This is a genomic window from Acinetobacter sp. Colony158 (genome assembly GCF_019264745.1).
Taxonomy (GTDB): domain Bacteria; phylum Pseudomonadota; class Gammaproteobacteria; order Pseudomonadales; family Moraxellaceae; genus Acinetobacter; species Acinetobacter ursingii.
The window spans coordinates 2,073,211-2,074,923 of record NZ_CP078523.1 but is presented as its reverse complement, the minus strand read 5'-3'; the positions used below and the strand labels follow the sequence as shown (position 1 = coordinate 2,074,923).

Below are 1,713 nucleotides of genomic sequence, written 5' to 3'. Positions count from 1 at the left end.
GAATTTATCTTGAATACAACAACTGTTTGGGTGTTGTATAGTCAAGCCTCACGAGCAATTAGTATTGGTCAGCTTCACATATCACTATGCTTCCACATCCAACCTATCAACGTCCTAGTCTTGAACGGCTCTTTAGGTGACATATAGTCACAGGGAAATCTTATCTTGAGGTAGGCTTCCCGCTTAGATGCTTTCAGCGGTTATCCCTTCCGAACATAGCTACCCGGCGATGCGACTGGCGTCACAACCGGTACACCAGAGGTTCGTCCACTCTGGTCCTCTCGTACTAGGAGCAGATCCTCTCAAATTTCCAGCGCCCACGGTAGATAGGGACCGAACTGTCTCACGACGTTCTAAACCCAGCTCGCGTACCTCTTTAAATGGCGAACAGCCATACCCTTGGGACCTGCTTCAGCCCCAGGATGAGATGAGCCGACATCGAGGTGCCAAACACCGCCGTCGATATGAACTCTTGGGCGGTATCAGCCTGTTATCCCCAGAGTACCTTTTATCCGTTGAGCGATGGCCCTTCCATACAGAACCACCGGATCACTAAGACCTACTTTCGTACCTGCTCGACTTGTGGGTCTCGCAGTTAAGCGCGCTTTTGCCTTTATACTCTACGCGTGATTTCCGACCACGCTGAGCGCACCTTCGTACTCCTCCGTTACTCTTTAGGAGGAGACCGCCCCAGTCAAACTACCCACCAGACATGGTCCTCGCCCCGGATTACGGGGCAGAGTTAGAACCTCAACATTACCAGGGTGGTATTTCAAGGATGGCTCCAATGCAACTGGCGTCACATCTTCATAGCCTCCCACCTATCCTACACAAGTAAGGTCAAAGTTCAATGTCAAGCTGCAGTAAAGGTTCACGGGGTCTTTCCGTCTAGCCGCGGGTACACTGCATCTTCACAGCGATTTCGATTTCACTGAGCCTCTGCTGGAGACAGCGCCGCCATCATTATGCCATTCGTGCAGGTCGGAACTTACCCGACAAGGAATTTCGCTACCTTAGGACCGTTATAGTTACGGCCGCCGTTTACTGGGGCTTCGATCAAGAGCTTCGCTTACGCTAACCCCATCAATTAACCTTCCAGCACCGGGCAGGCATCACACCCTATACGTCCACTTTCGTGTTTGCAGAGTGCTATGTTTTTAATAAACAGTTGCAGCGGCCTGGTTTCTGCGGCTGCCAAGCGCTCAGGGAGCAAGTCCCATCACCCTCAGCAGCGTACCTTCTCCCGAAGTTACGGTACCATTTTGCCTAGTTCCTTCAGCAGAGTTCTCTCAAGCGCCTTGGTCTACTCGACCTGACCACCTGTGTCGGTTTCGGGTACGATTCCTGTGTAACTGAAGCTTAGAGACTTTTCTTGGAAGTATGGTATCAGCCACTTCACTGTACAAGTACAGCTTGATATCGACTCTCAGCATAGAGCACCCCGGATTTGCCTAAGATGCATGCCTACTGTCTTCCACCTGGACTACCAACGCCAGGCTGACTTAACCTTCTCCGTCCTCTCATCGCATTACACAGAAGTATTGGAATATTAACCCATTTCCCATCGACTACGCCTTTCGGCCTCGCCTTAGGGGTCGACTCACCCAGCCCCGATTAACGTTGGACTGGAACCCTTGGTCTTTCGGCGAACGGGTTTTTCACCCGTTTTGTCGTTACTCACGTCAGCATTCGCACTTCTGATACCTCCAGCAT

The 1,713-nt window shown here is 51.3% G+C and carries 1 rRNA gene (only partly in view); it reads right to left on the bottom strand.

The features are described from left to right. Positions 1–37 precede the first annotated feature (37 nt). Positions 38–1,713, bottom strand: a 23S ribosomal RNA gene (locus JR005_RS08540) (it continues 1,218 nt past the right edge of the window).